This window comes from Streptomyces sp. V4I2 (assembly GCF_030817655.1).
GTDB classification, from domain to species: domain Bacteria; phylum Actinomycetota; class Actinomycetes; order Streptomycetales; family Streptomycetaceae; genus Streptomyces; species Streptomyces plumbiresistens.
In genome coordinates this window covers 3244963-3264458 of record NZ_JAUSZM010000003.1, presented here as the reverse complement: position 1 = coordinate 3264458, position 19496 = coordinate 3244963, and the positions used below count along the sequence as shown (strand labels likewise).

The following is a 19496-nucleotide window of genomic DNA, read 5'->3' as shown; positions in this document are numbered from 1 at the left end:
GCCGCTCTCTGCGGTGTGGGCGGAACCGACGGCGTTCACGCGTTGGTCGGCCGGTACGAGTAGTGGTCCAGGAACATCTCCACCCCGTGTGCGATCAGCCGGCCGGTCAGGTCCGCGTTGATCTCCGTGCCGTACGTGCTGAAGACCAGGTGCGGGAAGAGCAGCAGTGAGTAGAGCTGGAGGATGGCCACCTCGATGTCGGGGATCGTGAGGCGGCCCTTGGACACGAGGTGTTCCAGGGCGCCGGCCATGGCCGGGTGGTGGCCTCCGGGGGCCTGGTGCTGCCAGGCGGCGCCCAGGTCGGGGAAGCGGTGCAGTTCACGGGCGACCAGGTTGCGCATGGCCAGGACGTCGGGGTTCTCGCGGACTTCCTTGACCCAGGCCTGGGCCGCCTCGGTGAGGGCCTTGCGCAGGTCGTCCGCCTCGGCGAGCTGATCGATGGCGGGGGCCAGGGTGCCGCTGAGCGGGGCGTCCAGCGCGTCGGCGACGACGGCGGTGAACAGGGCTTCCTTGCTGCCGAAGTGGTTGTAGACGGTCACCTTGGACACGCCCGCCTGCGCGGCGATCAGGTCCATGCCGGCCGAGAAGCCCTCCTTGAGGAACGTCTCCCGTGCGGCCGCGATGATCGCCGCTCGCTTCTGCTCGGCCCGCGCTCCGGAAGGGGGGCGCTTGGCGTCGGCTGCCTCGTGGTTCATGGCCGTATCCTATCGCCAACTGAACTGAACAGTTGAGTTCAGTTCTCATGAACTGTACCGTTCAGTTCATGAGTGCTTCTTCTGATTCGCACGCCCACGCACACGCCCATGCCGCCGGTCTGCCGGCCCGACATCCACACCGCTGGCGGCTGCTGGCCCTCCTCTGCCTCGCCCAGTTCATGCTGATCGCGGACGTGACCGTCATCAACGTCGCCCTGCCGACCATCGGCGAGGACCTCGATCTCGACGGCTCGGGACTCACCTGGGTCGTCACCGCGTACACCCTGTTCTTCGGCAGCCTGCTGCTGCTCGGCGGGCGGCTCGCGGACGCGGTCGGCAAGCTGCGGGCCTTCCTCGCCGGGCTGACCGTCTTCACCGCCGCGTCCATAGCGTCCGGGCTCGCCGCGGGCGGTGGGATGCTCATCGCCGCCCGTTCGGCCCAGGGTGTCGGCGCGGCCCTGATGTCACCGGCCGCGATGGCCCTCGTCACGGCCCTGTTCCACGGGCCCGACCGGAACAAGGCCCTCGGCGTCTGGGCCGCGATCGGCGGCGCCGGATCCGCCGTGGGAGTGCTGCTCGGCGGGGTGTTCGTGTCCGGGCCCGGCTGGGAGTGGGTGTTCTTCATCAACGTGCCGGTGGGACTGGTCGCGCTCGTCGGCGTGCCGGCGCTGCTCGGCAACTCCCGTGAGCTGGTGGCTCCTTCCGGCGGGGGCGGCTCTCTCGACCTTCCGGGGGCGCTCACCCTCACGGCCGCGCCCGGCCTGCTCATCTACGGACTGGTCCAGGCCCGCGACGACGGCTTCGACGCGCCGGGCGCCTGGCTGCCCCTGCTCGGTGCCCTGCTGTCGGCGGCCGCCTTCGTGGTGGTCGAGCGCCGGGTGCGCGAACCGCTCGTACGGCTTGCGATCTTCGCGCGGCGCTCGCTGGTCGGCGGGAGCGTGGTCATGCTGGCCGCCTCCGGACTGCTCATCGCGAGCTTCTTCCTCAGCTCGTTCTACGTCCAACACGTCCTGGGATTCAGCGCGTTGAAGACGGGATTGGTCTTCCTGCCGGTCGCCGTCGCCATCACGATCGGGGCGCACGCGGCCTCGCACCTCGTCGCACGGCTCGGCTGGCGCCCCGTGGGCGTGGTCGCCTTCGCGCTGACCGCTGTGGGCGCCGCCCTGCTGACCCGCCTGGACGCGGACAGCGGCGTGTGGACGGAGCTCGTCCCCGGGTTCGTGCTGCTGTCGCTCGCCCTCGGGACCGCCTTCGTCTGCGCCACCACCGCCGCGATGAACGGGCTGCCGCACGAGGACATGGGTCTGGCCTCCGGCCTGGTGAGCACCTCGCACGAGCTCGGCGCGGCGCTCGGTGTCGCCGTGATCTCGACCATCGCCGGGGCGAGCCTGGAAGGCGGTGGCGCAGGCGGAGGCGCGGATGCGGTGGCAGGAACGGGCGGCTTCGACAACGCCTTCACCGCGTGCGCGATCATCGCCGCGGTGGTCGCCGCCCTGGGTGCGCTGCTGCTGCCTGCGGGGCGGCCGGACCCGTCGCAAGGGCCGGTCATGGCCCACTGACCGCGAGGTGATTTGGTGCCCTCAGGGGGAGGGGGAACAGCGCGTGTCACGCCGCCAGGGCGTCCAGGACGGGCCCGGCCGCCAGGCCGAGCCCGACCGAGACCGCCGCGGCGGCGTACGCCACGACGCGAGCCGTCCGGTCTCCCTCGACCGCCGCCGCCGCCTCCTCCGACGACGAGCCACCGCCCCGCGAGACCGCGGGCACGATCCACCGCAGGTAATAGAAGAGCGAGGCCACGGTGTTCGCGGCGGCCAACGCGGCGAGCCAGGCGTAGCCGCCGTCGACCACGGCACTGAAGGCTTCGAGTTTGCCGAGGAAGACGGCGGTGGGCGGGGTACCGACCAAGCCCAGGAGACAGACGACCAGGCTCGCGGCGAGCAGCGGACGTTCCCTGGCCAGTCCTCGATAGTCCTCCAGGGTCTGCGCACGCGGCAGCGCGCAGACGACGGCGAAGGCGCCGAGGTTCGTGACCGTGTACGCCGCGAGGTAGTACAGCAGGGCCTGTTGGGCGAGGTCCGAGCGTCCGGCGACGGCCACCGGCATGAGCAGGTACCCCACCTGGCTGATCGTCGAGTAGGCGAGCAGCCGCTTGACGTCCTGCTGGAAGAACGCCCCGAGATTGCCGAGCGTCATGGACGCGGCCGCGAGGACCGAGACGAGCGCGGCCCACGGCAGCGTGCTGTCCGCGAACACCGCCTCGCCGAGGCGGAAGAGCGCGGCGAGTGCCCCGATCTTCGGGATGGTGGTGAGGAGGGCCGCCACCGGAGGGCTGCTGCCCTGCACGGCGTCGGGCACCCAGAAGTGCGCGGGCACGCCGCCCGCCTTGAACAGCACGCCCGCCAGCAGCCCGATCGCCCCGGTCGCCAGCAGCGCCTCGGGCGCGTCCCGGAAGGCCTCCCCGAGCATCGGGTAACCGGTGCCGCGCCCGGCCGCGTACAGGACGGTGATCCCGGTCAGCAGGAGTACGCCGAGCAGGGCGCCGATCACGTAGAACTTCAGGGCGGCTTCGGTGCCCGGCCCGTCCTTGCGGAACCCGGCGAGGGTGTAGGCGGGGATGCTGGCCAGCAGGTACGCGGAGGCGAGGAGCAGCAGGTCCTGGGCCCCGGCCATCATCAGCGCGCCCAGGGCGGCCAGTTGCAGCAGGACGTAGAACTCGCTCTCCCGCGGGTCCCCGCGCAGCGGGCCGAAGGAGACGGCGAGGACGAGGAGCGTACCGGCGAGGACCACGATCCGGGAGGTGCTGGTCACCGGGTCGACGATGAAGGCCTCGCCGAAGGCGGTCGTGGCGGGCTCGGCGGCGGCCACCGAGGCGGCCACGATCCCGGCCACGCACGCGAGGACCGCCAGCAGACCGACCGCCCACTGCCGGGCGCGCGGCAGCCAGGAGCCGAGCAGCAGGCCGAGGACGGCGGACGCGGCGAGCAGGACCTCGGGCAGGAGGTCGAGCGGGTTCTCGTTCATCTCGGTCATCGGGCGAGCAGCTCCAGGACGGACCGGGAGGCCGGTTCGATGACGTCGAGCAGGAAGCGTGGTGCCACGCCGAGGACGACGGCCAGCACGAGCAGGGGTACGACGGCCAGGGCCTCGTGCGCGCGGATGTCGGGGAACACGCGGGGCGTGCCCGGGGCGTCGGGCAGCCGCAACGGCCCCGTGAAGACCTGCCTCAGCGCGCGCAGGAACAGCCCGGCCGTCAGGAGGATGCCGAGCACCGAGAGCGCCGTAGCCACCGGCCGTGGTCCGAGGCTGCCGGTGAAGATCTGGAACTCGGCGATGAAGCCGGAGAAGCCGGGCAGCCCGAGGGAGGCGAAGGCCGCGACGCCGGTCAGGGCCGCGAAGGCCGGGGCCGCGGCGGCGAGTCCGGAGTAGGCGCCCATGTCGTACGTCCGTCCGCGCTCGTAGAGCACCCCGGCGAGCAGGAACAGCGCGCCGGTGAGCAGTCCGTGGCTGACCATCTGCGTCACCGCTCCGGTGACGGCGAGGGAGCGGGCCTGCTCGGAACTGTCCGCCGTGGCCGCCGCGGCGCCGACCGCGAGGACGACGTACCCCATGTGGTTCACGGAGGTGTAGGCGACCATCCGCTTGAAGTCGGTCTGGGCGAGGGCGACCAGGGCGCCGTGGAGGATCGAGATGACGCCGATGACGACCAGCACCAGGGCGTAGCGCCGCCAGGCCTCCGGGAGCATGGGCATGGCGATGCGGACGAAGCCGTACGTGCCCATCTTCAGCAGCACCCCGGCGAGGATGGCCGAACCGGCGGCGGGTGCCTCGACGTGGGCCGGCGGCAGCCAGGTGTGGAAGGGCACCGTCGGGGTCTTCACCGCCAGGCCGACCACGACGGCGAGGAGCACGAACGCGCCGTAGACGGACCGTCCGGCGAGCGGGTTCTGCTCGGTCAGCTCGACCATGTCGAAGGTGTGCGGCGACGCGGCGAGGTAGAGGCCGATGAAGCCGAGCAGCAGGGCGAGCGAACCGACGAAGGTGTAGAGGAAGAACTTCAGCGCGGCCCGGGCCGCCTGCCGGTGCCCCCAGCCCGCGATGACGAAGTACATCGCCACGATGGACAGGTCGAAGAAGACGAAGAACAGGATCAGGTCGAGGGCCGCGAACAGGCCCAGGCAGGTGGTCTGGAGGAAGAGGAACAGCGCGGCGAACTCGCGGATACGGCGGTTCTCGCGCAGGGAGTACAGCGCGCAGGCCAGGAAGAGCAGGCAGGTGAGGGCGAGCAGCGGCAGGGAGAGCCCGTCGACGCCGACGTGGTAGCCGACGCCGGCGCTCGGGATCCAGCGGGCGCGCTCCTCGTACTGCATGCCCCCGCTCGTGTCGTACCCGGCCCACAGGGCGACGACCAGAGCGAGCTCGGCGGCGGACACCGCCACCCAGACGGCGCGGAACACCACCGGTGTCGTACGGCGGGGGAGTGCGAACAGCAGCAGGGCGACGGCCGTGGGCGCGAAGACGAGGGCGGTCAGCAAGTGGGTCACCTCACGAGGACGAGCACGACGGCGAGGACGGTGAAGGCGGCGACGGTCTGGGCGAGGTACTGGTGCAGCTGGCCGGTCTGCGGACGGCGGGACCAGCGGCCGAGCGCGCGGGTACCGGCGGCGAGGGCGGTGACCGTGCCGTCGAGGGCACGCTCCACGACGCCGTCCGTCCAGCGGGCGCACCGCAGGGCGGCCGCTGCCGAACCGTCGACGGCGCGGTCGACGACCCGGTCGTCGACCGCGGCGGCCAGGTGCGCGAGCCGCATCACGGGGACGACCAGGAGGGCGTGCGCGGCGCGTTCCAGGTGCAGCCAGTCCGCGAAGAGCGACTTCGCGGGCGGGCGCGTTCCCCAAGTCCAGGCGGCCGCGGCCGCGAGCAGAGCCAGACCTCCGGAGACAGCCAGCTCCCAGGCGTGCGGTGTGGGTTGGCCGGAGGCCACGAGGACACGATCGACACTGTCACGCAGGGGAGGGAAGGCCAGCGGTGTCAACGCGACGCAGGCCAGGGCCAGCAGGACCAAGGGCGGCACGGCCCCGCCCGGGATACGGCGGGCATCGGGCCGTGACACCGGGCGCTGCCACACGTACCAGAGGGCCTTGGTGCTGTAGACCGCCGAGAGGAGGGCGGCGGCCAGCCCGACGGCGTACAGCCAGGGGCTGTGCTCCAGGGCTCCCGCCAGCAGCAGGTCCTTGGCGGCCCACAGCGACAGCGGGGGGAGTCCGGCCAGGGTGAGCGCGGCCACGGTGAAGGCCGCGCCGACCGTCCGGCTGTGGCGGGCGGCGCCGAGCAGCTCGGGGAGCCGCTGCGTGCCCAGTGCGGTGAGCCAGGCGCCTGCGCCGAGGAAGAGGAGGCTCTTCGCCGCCGCGTGGGCGATGAGCTGGAGCGTGGCGCCGGAGGTCGCGTCGGTTCCGGCGGCCAGCACCATGAAGCCGATCTGGGCACAACTCGACGCGGCCAGCAGCTGCTTGAGGTCGGTCTGTGCCACGGCGACGAGCCCCAGGCCGAGCGCGGTGGCGGCGCCCGTCCACGCGACGACGTCGTCGCCCCAGCCGGAGGCGTCCAGCAGCGGTCCGGTGCGCAGCAGCAGATACGCCCCCGCGACGACCATCGTCGCCGAGTGCAGCAGCGCCGAGACCGGGCTCGGGCCCTGCATGGCCTTCGACAGCCAGAAGCTGAAGGGGAGTTGGGCGGACTTGCCCAAGGCGGCGACGACGAGACCGGCGGTGACGAAGGACAGCCACGGGTCGTCGGCGCGCGCGAGGCCGTCGAGCGAGAGGGTCGGGTCCTGGCCGCCCGCGAGCGCCGCGCCCGCCGCGAGGTAGAGGCCGAGGTCCGCGGTACGAGTGGTGAGGAACGCGGTGTCGGCCGCGCTCGTCCGCTCCGGGTCACGCCACCAGTAGCCGATCAGCGCCCATGACGTGGCGCCCATGACCTCCCAGCCCATGAGCAGGACCGGGAGGGTCGCGGCGGTCACCGTGGCGAGCATGCTCCCGGCGAACAGCAGCATCAGCCCGAAGAAGCGCGCCCGGGCCTCGTCGGCGCCGAACTCCGCCGCGCTGAAGAGGAGGACGGCCAGGGTGACGGCGGTGACCGTGATCACCAGTACCCCCGACAGACCGTCCACCGCGAACCGCATCGGCAGCCCGTCGAGGAACGGTGCCCGCACGGCCGGATGCCGGAAGGCCGCGGCGATGGCGAGCCCCAGGGCGGCGGCCGTCACGGCGAGAGCAACGGCCGGCGCCGCGCGATCGGCCCGCCGGCCCGCGACGAGCAGCAGCGCACCGGTGCCGAGCGGCAGGGCGACCAGCGCCCACAGCAGGGCGCTCACTCCTTCAACTCCGCTGCCATGTCGGTCATGTCGACCTCCCGCGAGCGGAACAGGGCGGTGACGACGGCGAACCCGACCGCCATCTCCAGGGCCATCGCCGTGACGGCGAGGACGATCAGTACCTGGCCGTCGGCCGCCGCCGGAGCGACGTAGTGCCAGACGGCCCCGGCGCCCAGGATGACCCCGCCCAGCATCAGTTCGAGGCCCATCATCAGCATCACGATCGACTGCTGGGTGAGGGCTCCGAACAGGCCGACGCAGAACAGCGCGCCCGCGAGCAGGAGAAACAGTTCCAGACTCACCGGCCGACACCGCCTCGTACGGGATCGTCCGCGCGCCGCGCCCGCAGGTCGTCGCCGAGCCGGTCGTACCGTCCCCGCCGGGTGGCCAGCACCACCGTGGCGACGATCGTCGCGAACAGGGCCATGCCCAGCGTCATCATGGTCAGCATCTGCGGGCCCATGAGGGACATGCCGAGATCCATGGTGGGGTCGGCGGGAGCCTTCCCGCGCCGGGCGGGCCAGGGCGCGAACAGGATTCCGGCGGCGAGGAGCAGGAAGACGAGGCCGCAGACGACAGCGGCACCCTTCTTGTTGTGCATCATCGTCATCGGCATCAGCCCGGCCGGATTCATCATGTACATCACCATGAAGACCGCCATGATGGCCATCTCGATCGTCATCATCAGCACGATGACGATGCCCAGGTAGTCCAGCCCCAGCAGCACGACCAGACCGCCCACGCACAGCAGCGAGGCCAGCAGGGAGAACGTCGCCCGGGCCATGGAGTCGAAGCGGAACACCATCACGCCGCTGACGACCGCGAGGACGGCGAGCGTCCAGAAGACCGCGACATTCATTTACGTACGACACCTCGCTCTCGTCATCGGGCTCATCGGGCTCATCGGGCCCGTCGGGCTCGTCGTGTTGATTGGGTTCATCGGGGTCATCGGTTCAGGACCACGACGGCCACGACCAGCGCCTGCACGATGGCCAGCGGGGTCAGCACGACCCAGGTCAGCTCCAGGTAGCGGTCCATGCGCAGGGTCGGGACCCTGCGACGGGCCCAGACCAGGAAGGCCAGCACGGCTGCCGTCTTGAGTACGGTCCACAGCCAGCCGGGCAGCAGCGGCCCGTGCCCGCCGCCCAGGAAGAGCGGCACGCTGAACGCCGCCGCCACGACCAGCAGGAGCCAGCGGCCACCGAGGAAGAGCACCCGGTCCGCACCGGACAGCTCGGAGGCCGCGCCACCCGCGACGTCATGACCGACGGGCTGGTCGAACGGTCCCCAGAACGCCATCGCCATCGCGCTCAGCAGATAGATCCCGAAAGCCGCCGGCATCCACACCGCGAACCACAACCCGGCCTGGGCGTCGACGACTTCGCCCACCCGCAGCGACTCCGCGCCCAGCGCCGCCGTGGTGATGGCGAGCATGTGCGGCAGCTCGTACGCCAGCCCCTGGGCCAGGAACCGGTATCCGCCGATGAGTGAGAGCGCCGAGTTCGGCCCCCAGCCCGCCAGCCACACCGCCGCCCACGCCAACGCCTCCATCGCGTTGAACCAGACGATCCCCTCCGGTAGATCGCTCACCGACCGGAAGCCGAGCGGCAGGACGACGGCGGCCAGGACCGCCGCGACGGGAAGGAGACCCGCTCCGATCCGGGCCAGCGGTACGTCGGACGCCCGGGTCCGCCGCGGCTGCTGCACGAGCTGCCGCAGCACCTCGCGGCCCGGCCCCGTCGCGCGGACGGCCGCCTCACGCAGGGACCCCGGCCGCCCGTTCCGCGCCCCGGCCGCGAGTACGGCGTCGAGGCCGGCCATCACCAGAGCGACCGCGACGAGCAGCGCAGGCAGGACGAAGACCGCCCACAGCGGGGTGCGTTCAGCCATGGGCCACCCCCGCCGCCGGAACGTACGCCAACTCGTCGAGGTCCGGGTCCAGGCTCGCGACGACGATCCGCGCGGCCGCGAACTCGGTGCCCTCCAGGAGAGTGGGCAGCGCGTTGAGGAGTGGTCGAGAGGGCGGCAGAGTCGACGTATCGACACGCCCGCGCGGGCCGATGGTGTCCGCCTGGCCCACGGTGCTGGTGTCGTCGTCACAGGCGGCCGCACTCCGCGCGACCGCGTCGAGCCACACGAGCATCCGGCTGTACGCGTCCCCGTCCGCGAGCAGGGCAGGACCGGTGACCCCGAGATGCGCCGCGTGCTCGGCAGGCAGCGCTCCGAGTCCGGTGGTCAGCCATCGCAGGGCCCGCGAGCGCTCGGCCCGGCGGATCAAGGGCCGGGTGAGAGCGGTGAGTTCGGCGGCGTCCGCCCCTGCCAGTGCGCTGTCCCGTACGTGCCGGGCACGGGCGGCCATGTCCGCCCACCCCGCCACGGCGAAGAACCTGCCCAGACTGTCCAGATGCGCCGCGCACAGCCGCCGCGCCGCCTCGCCGCGGGTCACCCGCTCGCCCGCGACGGCACGGAGCCAGGGCTCGCTCCAGAAGGGGGGAGGCGGGGGTGCGGGAGCCGTCGATTCCGTCAATTCCGTCGACTCCGCCGATTCGACGCCGACCTGTTGGACGACATCGCCCTGGAGTGTGAGGCGCAGGACCAGCCCCGCGGGCCAGTCGACGAGGCCGGGACCGAGCGGCACGTGCAACTGGTCGAGCCTCAGCCCGTCCCTGTCGTCGGCGCGATCCGCCATGGGCAGACCGGCGATGAGTCCGCCCATGTCGTGGCCTGCGTGGCCGTGGTGGGCGCTGTGCATGTCGTGGCCGGTGTGTGACGGGGGGCTGTGGTGGCCGGCGTGCGATGCGTGGCTGTTGGGGCCGTGGTGTTCGGCCTGCGTTTCGTGCTCGTCGTGTCCGGCGTTGGTCTCGTGGCTGCCGTGGCCTTCATGCTCGCTGTGCGCCTCGTGGGCCTTGTGGCCTTCGTGGCCGGCGTGTGCTTCGTGACCTTCGTGGCCGGTGTGCCCGCTGTGCGAGTTATGGGCCCCGTGGCCTTCGTGCTCGCTGTGCGCCTCGTGGCCTTCGTGCCCGCCGTGTGTCTCGTGCGCGCTGTCTTCGCCGTGCCCTTCGTCCCCGTGGGCCGTCTCGTGCCCTTCGTGCCCGCCGCCCTCGTGCCCTTCGTGGTAGGCGTGCCCGTCGTGCCCGCCGTGGCCTTCTCGACCCCCATGTGGCTCATCCGCATCGCCCTCGGGGGCCTCGGCCTCACCCCGCCCGTCGCCGTCGCCGTTGCCGTCGCCGTCGCCGTCGGCAGCGGACATGCCCCCTCCGTGAGCGTCGTGCCCCCGGTGGTCCTCACCCATGTGGTTCTCGTGGCCCTCCCGGGGAGTTCTCCCCTCCCGGAGCGCGGCCAGCCCGTCATCGAGGACCGTGGCGGCCTGTTCGGCGTCGGTGAGCAGCACGCGGGTCTTGGGCGCCGGCATGGAGCGCCACAGGTTCATGACCCAGTCCTGGTCCTCCGCGCGGTCGGTGCCCAGGACCACAAGGAGATCCGCCTCCGCGGGCGTGCTCACGCACGGCCATCCCCGGCGCCCCAGTTCCGCTTCCACGGCGAGCCGTTCGCGCGTGGCTCCGGGAGACACCGCGAGCAGAACTCCCGGACGAGACACGGCCGTTCTCGCGAGCCGGCGTCTCAGCTCCATCGGAACGCCCCCTCCCGCCAGGCGTATCCGACGCCCGCCAGCAGGATGCCGAGGAAGAGGAACATCTCGACGACCGCGGTCGTACCCACCGCAGAGACGACCTTCGTCCACGGATACATGAAGAGCATCTCCATGTCGAAGGCGAGGAAGACCATCGTGACCGGATACCAGCGGACGTGGAACCGGGACAGCGCGTGTTCCTGAGGTTCCAGCCCTCCGCTGAACGGCCCGGTGTGCAGCGGTTCCCGGACCGCCCGTACGGCGACGGAGAGAGCGTGGAGCAGCACGACGGCTCCGGAAACCAGCACCAGGAGGGCCAGGACCGGCTCCCAGTCCGATGTCTGCACGGGTCCCCTTCCATGGATCGTCCGCACGGCTGCCACGCGAGGGAGCATGGCAGTCCGTGGACGGTTACGGCATCAGCCAAAAGTCGCGCGCCGCGCGGTTCACTTGAAGGACCGCAGCCGCAGGCTGTTGGTCACGACGAACACTGACGAGAACGCCATCGTCGCCCCCGCGATCATCGGGTTGAGCAGGCCGAAGGCGGCGAGCGGCAGGGCGGCGACGTTGTAGCCGAACGCCCAGAACAGGTTGCCCTTGATGGTGGCCAGGGTCCGGCGGGACAGACGGATGGCGTCGGCGGCCACGCGCAGGTCGCCGCGTACGAGGGTCAGGTCACCCGCCTCGATCGCCGCGTCCGTGCCGGTGCCCATGGCCAGACCCAGGTCCGCGGTGGCCAGTGCAGCCGCGTCGTTGACGCCGTCGCCGACCATGGCGACCGTACGGCCCTGGCTCTGCAGTCGCTTGACCACGTCGACCTTGTCCTGGGGCAGGACTTCGGCGATCACCTCGTCGATCCCGACGGCCTTCGCGACCGACTCGGCGACGAGCTGGTTGTCGCCGGTCAGCAGGACGGGTGTGAGCCCCAGCCTGCGCAGTTCGGCCACCGCTTCGGCACTGGTCTCCTTGATCGCGTCGGCGACGGTGAGGACGCCGCGCGCCTGGCCGTCCCAGGCGACGGCGACCGCCGTACGCCCCTCGGCCTCCGCGGCGGCCTTGGCCTCGGCCAGCTCTGCGGGGAGTTCGATGACCCACTCCTCGAGGAGCTTCTCGCGGCCGACGAGTACGGCGTGTCCGTCGACGACGCCCTGGACGCCGAGGCCGGCGACGTTCTCGAAGTTCTCCGGCACGGGAAGGCTCCCGCCGGCCCGCTCGGCCGCCCCCGCCGCGATGGCCTGGGCGATGGGGTGTTCCGAGGCGTGCTCCAACGCACCGGCCAGCCGCAGCAGTTCGGTCTCGTCGACGCCCGGTGCGGTGTAGACGTCCTGGAGTTGCATCCGGCCGGTGGTGACGGTGCCGGTCTTGTCCAGGACGACGGTGTCGACGCGGCGGGTGGACTCCAGGACCTCGGGGCCCTTGATGAGGATGCCGAGCTGGGCGCCGCGTCCGGTGCCGACCATCAGCGCGGTCGGCGTGGCCAGGCCCAGTGCGCACGGGCAGGCGATGATCAGGACGGCGATGGCGGCGGTGAAGCCGGCCACGGTGTCGCCGGTGGCCCCGAGCCAGACGCCGAACGTGGCGACCGCGAGGAAGATGACCACCGGCACGAAGATCCCGGAGATCCGGTCGGCGAGGCGCTGCACCTCGGCCTTGCCGTTCTGCGCGTCCTCGACCAGCTTCGCCATCCGCGCGAGCTGGGTGTCCGTGCCGATGCGGGTCGCCTCGACGACGAGCCGGCCCCCGGCGTTCACGGTCGCCCCCGTGACGGCGTCGCCGACGGTCACGTCCACCGGCACCGACTCACCGGTCAGCATGGAGGCGTCCACCGCCGACGCGCCCTCGACGACCGTGCCGTCGGTGGCGATCTTCTCACCGGGCCGTACGACGAACCGGTCACCGACCGCCAACTGGCCGACCGGGATGCGGACTTCCTTGCCGCCGCGCAGCACCGCCACGTCCTTGGCGCCCAGCTCCATGAGCGCCCGCAGCGCCGCCCCCGACTTCCTCTTGGCGCGGGCCTCCAGGTAGCGCCCGGCGAGGATGAACGTGGTCACCCCGGCTGCGGCCTCCAGGTAGATGGCGGAGGAGCCGTCCCCTCGGGAGATGGTGAACTCGAAGCCGTGGCGCATGCCCGGCATCCCGGCGTTCCCCCAGAACAGCGCCCACACCGACCAGCCGAGCGCCGCGAGTGTGCCGATCGACACCAGTGTGTCCATCGTGGCGGCGCCGTGCCGGGCGTTCGTCCAGGCGGCCTTGTGGAACGGGAAGGCGCCCCAGACGACGACGGGAGCCGCCAGAGTGAGCGACAGCCACTGCCAGTTGTCGAACTGCAGGGCGGGCACCATCGCCATCAGGACGACGGGCACGGTGAGCGCCAGCGACACGTACAGGCGCTCGCGCAGGGACAGCAGCTCACCGTCCGCGGCCGGAGCGGCCCGAGCCTCGCCCTCGTCTCCCGTGTCCGAGGGGGGCGGGGGCGGCTTCTCGGCGGTGTAGCCGGTCTTCTCGACCGTCGCGATGAGGTCGCCGACCTCGACACCTGCCGGGAAGGAGACCTTCGCCTTCTCGGTGGCGTAGTTGACGGTCGCGGTGACGCCGTCCATGCGGTTGAGCTTCTTCTCGATGCGGGCGGCGCACGAGGCGCAGGTCATGCCGCCGATGGAGAGCTCGACCTCGGAGGCCGGCGCGGACGCCGTGACGGGGAGGGGCTTTTCGGGAGCCGTGCTGGTCATGCGTGTCTCCAGGGGGAGGCCGGGACGTACGGCGTCCGTATCAGCGGAGCGGTACGTCCCGGCGCGGGAGGTATTCGCGTCTTCGGGGTGGCAGTGGCCCCGAAGGGGGTGTCAGGCGCGGCCGACGAGCTCGTAGCCGGCCTCGTCGACGGCGGCGCGGACGGCCTCCTCGTCGAGCGGGGCGGCGGAGCTGACGGTCACCTCGCCGGTGTCGGCGACGGCCTTGACCGCGGTGACGCCGTCCAGCGCGGAGATCTCCTGGGAGACAGCGCCCTCGCAGTGGCCGCAGGTCATGCCGGACACCTTGTAGACCGTGGTGACGCCGACGCCCTGGACGTCGACCGTGGCCTCGGAGCCACAGGAGTGGGAGCCGCAGCAGGAGCCGGTGTTCGTCTCGGTGGTCATGGCTACTTCCTCAGGGTGTGGATGCGTGGGTCGTTCTCCGGGAGGGGTGGTTCCCTGGCCTCCCGGTCACGTCCACACTATACCCCCTAGGGGTATTCACGATACCTGTGGCGCCCCTCACATGACTCGTTCGGTGACCCCTCCGGTGAATTCCTCTGTCTCTCAAGCTGCTTAGTAGACACCGTGACCTGTGTGTCGTCCAGTACCGGTCAGTGGTGGTGCCCGGCCCTCACACGGCCATCATCAGCAGCATCGCGGACATGGTCCCGCCCATGCCGATGTGGGCCGCCAGCGCCGCGTCCGGGGCGGCCCCCAGTTTGCGCCGCCGCCCGTGACCGGTCGACTGGGCGGATCGGGCCCTGTCCCACACGGAGACGGTCAAGGACGCCAGGAAGACGAACACCGTGTCCGGCATGGCCAGCAGCCAGCGGCCCCAGCCGCCCCCCGAGCCCGCACTCCGGCCACGCCTGCCGGTGCCCCGGATCCTGGCCCACACGGACGCGCCGATCGACAGCACGAAGTACACGGCGAGCGCCACGATCAGGAGCCGCCACAGGGTGGGGGACCCCGCGGAAGCGCCGGTGCCGGCCGCGGCGTGCGTCATGCCGGGCATGTCCGTCCCGTGCGCGGAGCCCATGCCCTCCATGGACTCCATGCCCTCCATCCCCTCCATGGAGTCCATGCCCGCCATCTCGTGCGTGTCCGCCGAGCTCGCCGTGTGCTCCATGCCCGGCATGTGTGCCATCGAGGAATGGCCCAGGGCGAGAACAGGGCCGGACGACGTACTCGTCATGGCCAGTGTCATGATCACCATGCCCGCGCTGCCCACGACGAGATGCACCCAGTGCCGGCCGTGCTTCCACCCGCGCGTACGCGTGTGCCTGACGGCCATCGCCACGCCTCCCAGCCCGAGCAGCGCGAACGCCCCGGACCACCACATGCCGTAGTCCGCGTACCAGGCGACCGTCGCGGGCAGGGCCATGGCGACCATGCACAGGCCCATCAGGAGATCGCCTCCCGCCACGAACCGGGGTTCACCGCTGGTGGTCACCACCCGGACCGCGCTGACGGCGGCCACCAGGGCGGCGACCGCCGCGATGGCCCAACTGAGCGCCAGGATTCCCATCTTCACCCTCACGATCGTCTGAGCGTCTCTCGGACTACGATCTGCTAGTGCCCTTAGTACGTTCCGAGGTCGGTGAGCGTTCAGGGGCCCGGGCTCGGCAAGCACAGCACCAGGTGGAGCGCATGGCGATACGGACGGCTCCCAGCGGCGGCACAGCCGTCCGCTGGACCTACGGGGTGTTCCTCACCCTGTGCGTCGCGCTGGCCGTGCTCGTCCACCACGAGATGTCCGAGACGGGTGCCTCCCCGATGCCGATGCCGATGCCGAGCGCGGTTCATGCGGCTCATACCGCCCCTACCGCCATGCCCGGCACGGCCACCGCCGACGACAACGGCGGATGCTCCACGCCTGGAATCACACCTGGAATGCAGCACTGCACCACGGCGAGTGTCGACTCCGTGCAGCTGGCGACACCCACCCGAGGCGCGTCCGATCCGCTCGCGCACCCGCGGCCCGCCGAGGCCGGACGCACACCCGGCGTCACGGTCGGCCGGGCCCCGCCCGACCTGTCGGTCCTCTCTCGACTGCGCCTGTAGACCGCGCCGGACGGCGCGCGATGTGCCGTCTCCTCTCCGCGACCACATCAGCAGTTCCGACCAGAGGACCTCATCCCATGAACAGCATCAACCGTCGCTCCGTCCTGCTCGCAGGGCTGGGCGTCGCCGGCACGGGCGCGCTCGCGGCGTGCAGCAACTCCGGTTCCGGCGGCACCGGCTCAGGCTCCGGCAGCAACGCCCTGGTCAGCCCCTCGGGCGCGGCGGTCGCCGCCGCCGAGAAGAAGCGGACCGGCACCGGACGGCAGCAGAAGCTCACTCTGACCGCGGCGCCCGCCGTGATCGACCTGGGTGGCGGCGTCAGGCCGAGGACCTGGGCCTTCGACGGCCGTACCCCCGGCAAGGAGGTCCGCCTGTCCGTCGGCGACACCCTCGTCGCCGAGCTGTCCAACCAGCTCCCGGACAGGACCGCCACGTCGATCCACTGGCACGGCATCGCCCTGCGCGACGACATGGACGGCGTGCCGCCCACCACCCAGACCGCCGTCCGGGCCGGTTCCACCTTCACGTACAGGTTCATCGCCGACGCCCCGGGCACGTACTTCTTCCACCCGCACGTCGGCGTCCAGCTCGACCGCGGCCTGTACGCCCCGCTGATCGTCGAGGATCCCAAGGAGACCCTCGACCACGACGACGAGTGGGTCGTCCTCCTCGACGACTGGGTCGACGGCGTCACCGGGACCCCCGACGAGGTCTTCGCCGAGCTGAGGCAGGGCATGGGCGGCATGGACATGGGCGGGGCGAAGTTCATGCTCATGGGTGCCGAGAGCGACCTGCTCGGCGGCGACGCGGGTGATGTGAAGTACCCGTACCACCTGGTCAACGGCCGGGTGGCGACCGACCCGGACGTCTACACGGGCAAGCCCGGCAAGAAGGTGCGGCTGCGGATCGTCAACGCCGGCGGCGACACGGCGTACCGGGTGGCCCTCGGCGGCCACCGGCTGACCGTCACGCACACCGACGGCTTCCCGGTCCGGCACCGGGAAGTGGATGCCCTCCTGGTCGGCATGGGCGAGCGGTACGACGTCCTGGTCACCCTGGGCGACGGCGTCTTCCCGCTCGTCGCCCTGGCCGAGGGCAAGGACGCGAACGCTCTGGCCCTGGTACGTACGGGCTCGGGGGCGCCCCGAAGGCGACGGTCCGCCCGAAGGAGCTCGACGGCATGATGATGACGGCGTCCCAGCTGCGGGCGGCCGACGCGGTGCGCCTGGAGTCCGCCAAGACCGACGTCACGCACCGGATCGAGCTGACCGGCGGCATGGACAAGTACAACTGGGCCATCAACGGCACGCCGTTCGACATGAACGACACCGAGGCGAACCCGATCCTCATCGAGGAGGGGCAGCGCGTACGGCTGGACTTCGTCAACGACACCGACATGTGGCACCCGATGCACCTGCACGGCCACACGTACCAGCTCGGCGCCTCGGGGCCGCGCAAGGACACCTCGATCGTGCTGCCCGGGAAGAAGCTGTCCGTCTTCTTCGACGCGGACAACCCGGGCCAGTGGATGCTGCACTGCCACAACGCGTATCACGGCGAGGCCGGGATGATGGCGAACGTGGCCTACCGGGCCTGACATGCGTCTCGCGCCGCAGACCTAGTGGGCCGACCGCCCCGGGTGGTGGCCGTGCTGCTCATGCCGACGCGTCGGCTTCCGGTCGTCCCGTACGGCACGGTCGTCCGGTACGGCCTTCCCCTCGCGCAGTCCGGACAGGGTGACCGTGACCAGGCGGTCGGCCGCCGCGTCGGAGGTCAGCGCGGCGGCCGCCGTGAGGGCGTGCAGGCAGTACGTCGCGAGTTCGGCGGGCGCGACATCGCCGCGGAAGTCCCCGGTCTCGACGCCTGCCGCCAACAGGTCCCGGATCATGTCGTGGAGCTGCCGCTGGGCGTCGGCCACCCGCTCGTCCCGATGGAGGAGCGCCGCGAGTTCGGTGCCGTGGTGTCCGCGGGAGTGGCGCGAGATGTGCGCGAACGCCCTGAGGACCGCCTCCAGTCGGTCGCCGGCCCCGTCGGTCCGGTCCCGGATCTCCGCCAACTGTCCGAGGTGCTCGGTGATCCGACGGTCGTGCCAGGCGAACAGGATCGCCTCGACGTCCGGGAAGTACTTGTAGAGCGTCGCCCGCCCGATGCCGGCCCGCTCGGCGATCTGCGACATCGTCACCGACCGTACGCCGTGCTCGGCGGCCAGCTCGGCGGTGGAGTTCAGGATCGCGTCGCGCACGGCGCGGCGGTGCGCCTCGATCGTCTCGTTCCACAGCTTCGGCACCGGTTCAGTGTACGGGGCGGCGCCCTCGATACACACTGCTTGACGTCGTAGACACTGTGTCTCGTAAAATGGGCGCAGCACACCATCCACGCATCGCGCACCGTGAGGGACACGCACATGGCCGACTCGCCCACTCGCCCCGACGACACCGGTCACGGACCGGCTCCCGCGGCGCATCCCGGCATGCCGCGCTGGGCCAGGACCCTCGCGATCGCCGCCGGCGCGGCCCTGCTCGTGGCGCTCGTGCTCATGCACACGCTCGGCGGCGGCATGAGCGGCCACTGATCGCGATGACCATGAACCCTCGCCTCCGCAAGCTCACGCTCACCGCACACGTCACCTCGTCGGTCGGCTGGCTCGGTGCCGTCGCCGTCTTCCTCGTCCTCGCCGTCGCCGGTCTGTCCAGCGGGAGTGCCCAGACGGTGCGGGGCGCCTACCTGGCGATGGAGGTGACGGGCTGGTTCGTCCTGGTCCCGCTCAGCTTCGCCTCACTGGTCACGGGGCTCGTCCAGTCCCTGGGGAGCGCGTGGGGGCTGTTCCGCCACTACTGGGTGCTGTTCAAGCTGCTGATCAACGTCGTCGCCTCCGTCCTGCTGCTCGTGCACATGCAGGTGATCGACCACGTCGCCGACGCCGCGGCCGAGGCGAACCTGTCCGGCGACGACCTCTTCGGGATGAGGGTCCAACTGCTGGCCGATGCCGCAGCGGCCCTGCTGATACTGCTGGTCGCGGTCACGCTGTCGGTGTTCAAGCCGAAAGGGCTGACCCGCTACGGGTGGCGTAGGCGGCAGGATTCCCCCGCACATCAGAATTCCCCCACGTCGATGGACCTCACGAGGCGAGAGGCGCGAGCGCGGTGAAGGTCCTGCCGCCGTCGCGGGACTCGTACACCCCGTCCTGCGTCGCGGCGAGCACGTGCTCGGCGTTCACCGCGGTCAGTGCCTGGGGCTGTCCGCCGGGCACGGTCGTGAGCCGCTTCCAGGTCCTGCCGCCGTCCGCGCTGCTGCTCAGCCTCCCGGAGGGGTCGATGCCGAACAGCGACTTCTCCAACGGCCAGGACAGGAAGGCCTGGACCTGCCCGGTGCCCTTGCCGAAGGTGCGGCCGCCGTCGGTGCTGACCGCGACACCGTCGGCCGTGGTGGCCAGCAGCCTGTCCCCGGCCGGGCTCACCGCGAGGTCGAGGGCGTCGAGCGGGGCCCGGTCGTCCCAGTTCCTGAGATCGCCGCTGACCCGGACCCGGCCGGCCTCGTACCCGTAGACGGTTCCCCCGGCCGAGTCGAGCGCATGGAAATCGGCCTCCCCGGACAGCGACCGGGACGTCCAGGTGACGCCCGCGTCCCTGCTCTCGATGAGACCCACGTTGCCCGGACGGCCGCTGCCCTCGGCTCCGTGTCCGCTCGCGACGAAGGTCCTCGCGCCGGTCACGGTGAAGCCCATGAAGTCGTCCCTGCTCTCGCCGACGAGTTCCGGCTTCCCGCCCTCGGCCGCGGTGTAGAGGCCGTTGTGGGTGGCGACGTACACGCGTCCGTCAGCCGGGTCGACGCCCAGGCCGTGCACATGGGAGAGCGACCCCGACGCCTCCGAAGCGTCGTCCGCTGCCGCGCCCGGCTCGGCGGACCCGCCTCCGCCTCCGCACGCGGACAGGACCAGGGCGGCGAGCGAGACGCCCGCCGCGCCGAGCAGGGTACGGACGGCCGGGCGTGCGGTCACTGAA

General features: G+C 71.6%; 18 protein-coding genes and 1 pseudogene. 5 read left to right on the top strand and 14 right to left on the bottom strand.

The genetic code is table 11. The features are described 5' to 3' along the window. Positions 1-35: 35 nt before the first annotated feature. Positions 36-695, bottom strand: coding sequence for a TetR/AcrR family transcriptional regulator (locus QFZ76_RS15885; protein ID WP_307674354.1), 660 nt, complete (start codon positions 693-695; stop codon positions 36-38). A gap of 68 nt (positions 696-763) precedes the next feature. Here QFZ76_RS15885 and QFZ76_RS15880 point away from each other — a divergent pair, with 68 nt between their 5' ends. After that, a complete protein-coding gene (locus tag QFZ76_RS15880; protein WP_307674353.1) occupies positions 764-2254 on the top strand; it encodes an MFS transporter in 1491 nt (496 codons plus the stop codon). A gap of 46 nt (positions 2255-2300) precedes the next feature. Here QFZ76_RS15880 and QFZ76_RS15875 read toward each other — a convergent pair whose 3' ends face one another. From QFZ76_RS15875 to QFZ76_RS15825, 11 genes are all read right to left on the bottom strand, one after another. Next, complete coding sequence (locus tag QFZ76_RS15875; protein ID WP_307674352.1) at positions 2301-3725, bottom strand: NADH-quinone oxidoreductase subunit N; 1425 nt, start codon at positions 3723-3725, stop codon at positions 2301-2303. Next, a complete protein-coding gene (locus QFZ76_RS15870) occupies positions 3722-5227 on the bottom strand; it encodes a NuoM family protein (RefSeq protein WP_307680021.1) in 1506 nt (501 codons plus the stop codon). The genes QFZ76_RS15875 and QFZ76_RS15870 overlap by 4 nt, the downstream gene beginning before the upstream one ends. 5 nt (positions 5228-5232) lie before the next feature. After that, positions 5233-7065 carry an NADH-quinone oxidoreductase subunit L gene (locus tag QFZ76_RS15865; protein WP_307674351.1) on the bottom strand — a complete coding sequence of 611 codons (1833 nt, stop codon included), beginning with the start codon at positions 7063-7065 and terminating at the stop codon, positions 5233-5235. After that, positions 7062-7367, bottom strand: a complete 306-nt coding sequence (locus tag QFZ76_RS15860; protein ID WP_307674350.1) for an NADH-quinone oxidoreductase subunit K — start codon at positions 7365-7367, stop codon at positions 7062-7064. The genes QFZ76_RS15865 and QFZ76_RS15860 overlap by 4 nt, the downstream gene beginning before the upstream one ends. Continuing rightward, entirely contained in the window at positions 7364-7924 is a 561-nt protein-coding gene (locus QFZ76_RS15855) for an NADH-quinone oxidoreductase subunit J (RefSeq protein ID WP_307674349.1), read from the bottom strand. The genes QFZ76_RS15860 and QFZ76_RS15855 overlap by 4 nt, the downstream gene beginning before the upstream one ends. A gap of 86 nt (positions 7925-8010) precedes the next feature. Next, on the bottom strand, positions 8011-8955 hold the full coding sequence (locus tag QFZ76_RS15850) for an NADH-quinone oxidoreductase subunit H (protein WP_307674348.1): 945 nt from the start codon (positions 8953-8955) through the stop codon (positions 8011-8013). Then, positions 8948-10567 carry a hypothetical protein gene (locus QFZ76_RS15845; RefSeq protein WP_307674347.1) on the bottom strand — a complete coding sequence of 540 codons (1620 nt, stop codon included), beginning with the start codon at positions 10565-10567 and terminating at the stop codon, positions 8948-8950. Before QFZ76_RS15845 ends, QFZ76_RS15850 begins: the two co-directional genes overlap by 8 nt. Positions 10568-10686: 119 nt before the next feature. Then, positions 10687-11043 carry an NADH-quinone oxidoreductase subunit A gene (locus tag QFZ76_RS15840; RefSeq protein WP_307674346.1) on the bottom strand — a complete coding sequence of 119 codons (357 nt, stop codon included), beginning with the start codon at positions 11041-11043 and terminating at the stop codon, positions 10687-10689. A 99-nt stretch (positions 11044-11142) separates the two neighbouring features. Next, positions 11143-13428: a cation-translocating P-type ATPase gene (locus QFZ76_RS15835; RefSeq protein ID WP_307674345.1), complete on the bottom strand. Its 2286-nt coding sequence runs from the start codon at positions 13426-13428 to the stop codon at positions 11143-11145. Positions 13429-13539: 111 nt separating this feature from the next. Next, on the bottom strand, positions 13540-13833 hold the full coding sequence (locus QFZ76_RS15830; protein ID WP_307674344.1) for a heavy-metal-associated domain-containing protein: 294 nt from the start codon (positions 13831-13833) through the stop codon (positions 13540-13542). Between the two features lie 229 nt (positions 13834-14062). Continuing rightward, positions 14063-14959, bottom strand: coding sequence for a DUF5134 domain-containing protein (locus QFZ76_RS15825; RefSeq protein ID WP_307680020.1), 897 nt, complete (start codon positions 14957-14959; stop codon positions 14063-14065). 122 nt (positions 14960-15081) lie between these two features. Here QFZ76_RS15825 and QFZ76_RS15820 point away from each other — a divergent pair, with 122 nt between their 5' ends. Together QFZ76_RS15820 and QFZ76_RS15815 are read left to right on the top strand one after the other, a co-directional pair. After that, positions 15082-15495, top strand: coding sequence for a DUF6153 family protein (locus QFZ76_RS15820; protein WP_307674343.1), 414 nt, complete (start codon positions 15082-15084; stop codon positions 15493-15495). Positions 15496-15572: 77 nt separating this feature from the next. Then, positions 15573-17092, top strand: a pseudogene (locus tag QFZ76_RS15815) (multicopper oxidase family protein). 21 nt (positions 17093-17113) lie between these two features. Here QFZ76_RS15815 and QFZ76_RS15810 read toward each other — a convergent pair. Continuing rightward, complete coding sequence (locus tag QFZ76_RS15810) at positions 17114-17782, bottom strand: TetR/AcrR family transcriptional regulator (protein WP_307674342.1); 669 nt, start codon at positions 17780-17782, stop codon at positions 17114-17116. 117 nt (positions 17783-17899) lie between these two features. Between QFZ76_RS15810 and QFZ76_RS15805 the strand changes: the two genes are divergently transcribed. Both QFZ76_RS15805 and QFZ76_RS15800 read left to right on the top strand, forming a co-directional pair. Next, a complete protein-coding gene (locus QFZ76_RS15805; RefSeq protein ID WP_307674341.1) occupies positions 17900-18067 on the top strand; it encodes a hypothetical protein in 168 nt (55 codons plus the stop codon). 5 nt (positions 18068-18072) lie between these two features. Continuing rightward, entirely contained in the window at positions 18073-18642 is a 570-nt protein-coding gene (locus tag QFZ76_RS15800) for a hypothetical protein (protein ID WP_307674340.1), read from the top strand. Here the strand turns inward: QFZ76_RS15800 and QFZ76_RS15795 are convergent. Continuing rightward, positions 18614-19492, bottom strand: a complete 879-nt coding sequence (locus tag QFZ76_RS15795) for a F510_1955 family glycosylhydrolase (RefSeq protein ID WP_307674339.1) — start codon at positions 19490-19492, stop codon at positions 18614-18616. The two genes, QFZ76_RS15800 and QFZ76_RS15795, sit on opposite strands and share 29 nt — an antisense overlap. Positions 19493-19496 lie beyond the last annotated feature (4 nt).

What these genes read in the sequence shown, in the direction of transcription:
- QFZ76_RS15885 (WP_307674354.1), bottom strand. Translation starts at nt 695, where the DNA reads ATGAACCACGAGGCAGCCGACGCCAAGCGCCCCCCTTCCGGAGCGCGG.
- QFZ76_RS15880 (WP_307674353.1), top strand. Translation starts at nt 764, where the DNA reads ATGAGTGCTTCTTCTGATTCGCACGCCCACGCACACGCCCATGCCGCC.
- QFZ76_RS15875 (WP_307674352.1), bottom strand. Translation starts at nt 3,725, where the DNA reads ATGACCGAGATGAACGAGAACCCGCTCGACCTCCTGCCCGAGGTCCTG.
- QFZ76_RS15855 (WP_307674349.1), bottom strand. Translation starts at nt 7,924, where the DNA reads ATGAATGTCGCGGTCTTCTGGACGCTCGCCGTCCTCGCGGTCGTCAGC.
- QFZ76_RS15850 (WP_307674348.1), bottom strand. Translation starts at nt 8,955, where the DNA reads ATGGCTGAACGCACCCCGCTGTGGGCGGTCTTCGTCCTGCCTGCGCTG.
- QFZ76_RS15835 (WP_307674345.1), bottom strand. Translation starts at nt 13,428, where the DNA reads ATGACCAGCACGGCTCCCGAAAAGCCCCTCCCCGTCACGGCGTCCGCG.
- QFZ76_RS15830 (WP_307674344.1), bottom strand. Translation starts at nt 13,833, where the DNA reads ATGACCACCGAGACGAACACCGGCTCCTGCTGCGGCTCCCACTCCTGT.
- QFZ76_RS15825 (WP_307680020.1), bottom strand. Translation starts at nt 14,959, where the DNA reads ATGGGAATCCTGGCGCTCAGTTGGGCCATCGCGGCGGTCGCCGCCCTG.
- QFZ76_RS15820 (WP_307674343.1), top strand. Translation starts at nt 15,082, where the DNA reads ATGGCGATACGGACGGCTCCCAGCGGCGGCACAGCCGTCCGCTGGACC.
- QFZ76_RS15805 (WP_307674341.1), top strand. Translation starts at nt 17,900, where the DNA reads ATGGCCGACTCGCCCACTCGCCCCGACGACACCGGTCACGGACCGGCT.
- QFZ76_RS15800 (WP_307674340.1), top strand. Translation starts at nt 18,073, where the DNA reads ATGACCATGAACCCTCGCCTCCGCAAGCTCACGCTCACCGCACACGTC.